The organism is Inconstantimicrobium porci, assembly GCF_009696465.1.
GTDB lineage: Bacteria > Bacillota > Clostridia > Clostridiales > Clostridiaceae > Inconstantimicrobium > Inconstantimicrobium porci.
Genome location: NZ_VULX01000054.1, coordinates 1 through 4742 on the forward strand (window position 1 = coordinate 1; position 4742 = coordinate 4742).

Consider the following 4742-nt stretch of genomic DNA (forward strand, 5'->3'; position numbering starts at 1 on the left):
CCCCAAGGGAAAGCGTATATCTGATTATAGTGTTGATAACATAGGGTTTATTGAAGAATGGATGAACACTCTTCCACGTAAAATCTTAGACTACCGAACTCCAGAGGAGCTTTTTGAAAAGTACCTCAATGAGATCTATGCAGCTTAAAAATTCAAGGGTTCAAATGGAAAAATAAAATTAGTTCAATTTGTTATTGCAATTTATCACTTTTTTATTTTTTACTCATATACTAATTTGTAATATTAAGAATTTACAGGTGAATTAAAAATATGACAACTTTTAATCCTTTTGAAGAAAAACCAATAAATATTGAAAAAACCTTCTTAGATTGGAAATCTCTTAATCCGAGACCTTATGACAAACATGATACTGACCCATACACAAAATGTAGAATCATCCTTATGAATGGTACTGAATTTGAAGCTCAGTGGTTCTCCCGAAACTTCTCAAGACACTGTTATGACAATGAACTAAGGCAACAGCTTGCACTTGTAAGAAGAGTTGAACAACAGCAGCAGAAACGTATAAGCTGTCTGAAGCCTAAAGATGAAAGTATTCTTGAGCATACTATTTCCTATGAACAGCTAGCAGTAGATCTTACTTCAGTGCTTGCTAAAAATGAATGTAATTGTACAGTTAAAAATGCACTTAACCTTGCGCTGCTTGAAGATTTTGACCACTTATACAGGTACTCTAACTTGTTAGATATTGAATATGGAATTCATCCAGAAAAACTTGTTGGGGGCTATACAGAAATAATGCCAGCAAGACCAACTATCTCTGAACACCGTCATCCTCTTGATAGCATCTTCCCTTATGTTAATAATGATAAAGTTGATACATTAACCAAACTTAATATAGGCATAATTACTGCAGCTGAACAACAAACTATGAACTATTATATGAATGTTGCAAACCTATATAATAAATCAGATGTAGGCCGAAGACTTTATCAGGAAATAGGTATGATTGAGGAAGAGCATGTCAGCCAGTATGAAAGCTTGAAAGATACAAGAGCTACATGGCTGGAGGAACTGCTGCTTCATGAATATACTGAGTGTTACCTATATTACTCTTGTCTTCAGACAGAGTGCCACTCCCGCATAAAACGCATATGGGAAGAATGTCTGCTGCAGGAAATCACTCATCTTCATAAGGCAAAAGATTTACTTCATAAATATGAAAAGAAAGACTGGGATGAGGTTATTCCTGATGGCGATCTACCAAAAATTTTAGTTCTCCAGCCTAATATCGGATATGTTCGTGATGTTATTGCTACAACAACTGGCAATACTCAGCAGGGATTATGTGTTGTACCTCTTCATGACCTGCCTGAATCAGCAAACTTCTATAAATATCAGAATATAGTAAACCGAGATATATCATGCGTTGCTAGTCATAATGTTATTGACTGCAGAATTAAATACAAACATAAGGATTACAGATATCAGACAGCTCCAAGCCCACTTAAAGAACTTAGAGATCGCCAGAAAGATAATACAACTCTTGCACGTGACCCACGATGTACCCCAAAAGAATCAACTGTATGTGGTACAACAGAAAATAGCTGTTCATGCATTTCTAAATCCTGCGATGGCAAAACTACTATGTTTTAATCTATAAATTAGTAAAGGAGACTTTCTATATGGAGAGTTATTTTCCAAAGGATATGAGTAATTTCTCACTCTCTGATTTTGAGCAGAATATTCTAGGATATTATTATCTAAAGTCTTACGAAAATAATAATATCTCTCTGTCACAATATGATTCAAATTCTTATAATATAGTAAATGCACTTAAAAGCCTGATTAGCAAAAACCTAATTAAATTATCAGCCTCCAGGATGGAACTGAATATTACACCATTTGGATCAGTAATTGCTGAAATGATAAGTAAAAACCCTTCTGAAAGTTTTTCAGTTGATAACCTGTCATTTAATAATCTCTTTGATCTATATTTTAAATATTATAATGGTTCAGGATACTCAAGTTCCTGCGAACCAGATATAAGTAGATACGTTTATAAGCTTCTTTTAGAGGATAAAATTCAGGTCTTTAATGGAAATATATTCAAATCTGGTGACAGGTATATTATAAGTAACAATGACAAAATAACTGAAAGCGGTGGCCGACACTCATCATCAGAATGCTTCTGCGATTATGTTACATTTAAAGTACCACGCAAATCAAAATCTTCTGGTGAAATCCAGTATTTTCTCTGTAACATATCATTAAATAAACTTTTTGAAATTCTTCCAAAGCACTTCTTTAATGAAGAAGATATAGAATCAGATGATCCTGTATATTTGAAATTAAAAAAAGACTACATTGCAAAAAAACAGTATTACGAAGATAATAAAACAAACCTGGAAATGATAAAGTCGCTTACAAATAACAGTATAGATTTTATTAAAGAACCTACTTTTGATTATAAAATATATAAATACCTTATTCCTGCTGGCGAAGGAAAGATTCTTGGCAATAAGCTTAGAAATTATTCAGGCTTCAACATTCCATATAAGCAGCATTAACAATTCACCTTTTTGAGTATAATTCCCTAGACTATAAAATAAGAGAGAAGATACTAAATATATAAAATCTTCTCCCTTATCTATAATCTATTATGTATACAACTTCAAGATTTGCTTTCTGCTCTGAAGATAATCTATATTGAAATAACTATCGTTTTACTATTAATGCTCTTTCCTTGTCAAACAAATATGGACGTAAGTAAGCCACAGTACTGCACATTGGTAATACATCATCTGATATATTAATATTTAAGTTTTCACGTATATACCTAATTCTCGTCTTCATTCTTTGCCACATTTCTGGATACTCTGTTTTAATATTATTTTTAAGTTGTTTATCCGCTAACACAACTGTGCTTTCAGCGCATACTCCACCCATACCTTGCATATGTGGAATTATATCTATTTGATGAAATTGTATCTCCTACCTTAACTTTATTAGCTGTAGGAAACATATTACCCTTAATAAATCTTTCGCCACTTGCAGCAATTGTAACAACATTTGTATGCTGTCCACTCTGTGTAAGCATAGCTCCGAGTTCCATTTCACTTACACCTTCTTCAAGTAAATTCATAGCATCAAGCATGCTGTCTGATGCAAGGGCTGCACCATACTCATAATGTGCAATTTCATTAGCATTATTTATTGTTCTAATACCATTCTCACCAATAAATATATCTGTTTCATTTGTCAGCAGTTCTTCATCTTTGATTATATATCTTATACTATCAACAATAAAAGATGGCACATCAAATATTTGACGGTTATTTTCTATATCACTTGTGAAGTGCTTCCAACCAACAAGTCCTACCCTTAAATCTTCACTAATTCCTGCTTCCTTCAACAGTTCTTTAAAAGACTTATCCTTTCTGTCTGGCTGATTAGGCAATGACAGCACTGATGCATGAACAGGACTGCATTGTACTCTTGCTTTAGAACATTTATTAAGATTTTCATTGCCCAAAACAAGCTTCATTTCCCCACTCTTATCAATTACTAATAGAGCTTCCTCAAATCTCGTAAAGAAACCTATTAAATATGAAAAGTTATTCCCATGTTCTACATCACAATATACAACAAGCTTGTCTAGTTTTCTTTCCTGCATCTTTGTTAATACTTTTTCTTTACGCTGCATTATTGTTTCATCGCTTAACATTACAGGTAAAGCACAGTCCTTCTTTGGTTCATCTACTTTAGAATAAATAATCTCCATATCATTCACCTTAAACCCACTTTCTTTATCTCGTGTTACTTTTAAGAATTTTCTTTTTATACAGCCTTTAGTCTCTGCTACCAGTCAATGCGTTCAATCCCTTTGGTGCAAATTTCTTTAATACAATATATATCGCTGCTGCAAGAGCAATATCAATGGCCAGTATTATAACTCTTGTTAAAATATTCCTCACCGAATCCGGCATTAAAACCACTTTATATAAATTATTAATGTGTGGTTTAACATCAGCTATCAGAGGTTGATGCATTGCATACATTAAAAATGTAAGTCTATATACCCATTTGTCCTTAAGTGAAGGAATAACAGGTAATAAAAACAAGCTCATAATAGGCATCATTCTAATTGTTATATCGTAAAATATTCCAGGTAAAACTCCCTGAAGTAAACATGCTAAAAACAAAAGTGATAATACATATACTAATGATTTTTCCTCATTTAATTCATCATAAAACCTTCCATAAAAAGCACCTACTAAATATGAAGGAAAATACCATATAATATTTCCTACATATCCGTGATTAGCTATTCGAGTAAATACTGGAATATTAAATTTTCCCTGTGCTCTCAAAAAAACAATTATTATCAGGACCATGCACCAGCCTACCTTTTTATTCTTAAACATTAATAAGAAAACAGGTGATATTAATGCTAATAGGAATATTGCATAGACATACCACATTGGGCCATCTATTGGCCAGGTAACTAAATAAAAAGTCCTATATATAAAATTCTTTATTGAAAAAGTGTATTCATTTTGAAGTACATACTTTATCGCTATAATAATCTGCCACATTACATATGGAATTAATAAAGAAAAAACTCTCCTCTTAATCTTTGAAGAATAATTTTTAGACATGAGCATAATTGATCTTTAAAAATTTAATATTGATATAGAGAAATATTTTGGAAAAGTTAGGTTTTTTATTAATAAAGTGACTCAAAAAAGGGTATACTATCCCCATGAGGATGATAGAAT

At 32.3% G+C, this 4742-nt stretch carries 5 protein-coding genes and 1 pseudogene; 3 read left to right on the forward strand and 3 right to left on the reverse strand.

Annotated features, from left to right (window positions below; translation table 11 throughout):
* The 3 genes and pseudogenes from FYJ33_RS15695 to FYJ33_RS15705 form a co-directional block, all read left to right on the forward strand.
* Positions 1–148 (forward strand): annotated as a pseudogene (locus FYJ33_RS15695) (IS30 family transposase); the annotation flags it as partial.
* Between the two features lie 122 nt (positions 149–270).
* Complete coding sequence (locus FYJ33_RS15700; RefSeq protein WP_154532868.1) at positions 271–1617, forward strand: hypothetical protein; 1347 nt, start codon at positions 271–273, stop codon at positions 1615–1617.
* A gap of 29 nt (positions 1618–1646) precedes the next feature.
* Positions 1647–2531 carry a hypothetical protein gene (locus FYJ33_RS15705; protein WP_154532870.1) on the forward strand — a complete coding sequence of 295 codons (885 nt, stop codon included), beginning with the start codon at positions 1647–1649 and terminating at the stop codon, positions 2529–2531.
* A gap of 148 nt (positions 2532–2679) precedes the next feature.
* On the opposite strand, the gene FYJ33_RS16560 is transcribed toward FYJ33_RS15705, so the two are convergent.
* The 3 genes from FYJ33_RS16560 to FYJ33_RS15715 all read right to left on the reverse strand — a co-directional run bounded on the left by FYJ33_RS16560 (position 2680) and on the right by FYJ33_RS15715 (position 4622).
* Positions 2680–2910: a hypothetical protein gene (locus FYJ33_RS16560; protein ID WP_235900879.1), complete on the reverse strand. Its 231-nt coding sequence runs from the start codon at positions 2908–2910 to the stop codon at positions 2680–2682.
* Positions 2891–3745, reverse strand: coding sequence for a hypothetical protein (locus tag FYJ33_RS15710; protein ID WP_235900880.1), 855 nt, complete (start codon positions 3743–3745; stop codon positions 2891–2893). Before FYJ33_RS15710 ends, FYJ33_RS16560 begins: the two co-directional genes overlap by 20 nt.
* Positions 3746–3812: 67 nt before the next feature.
* A complete protein-coding gene (locus tag FYJ33_RS15715; RefSeq protein WP_206046733.1) occupies positions 3813–4622 on the reverse strand; it encodes an acyltransferase family protein in 810 nt (269 codons plus the stop codon).
* Positions 4623–4742: the final 120 nt, after the last annotated feature.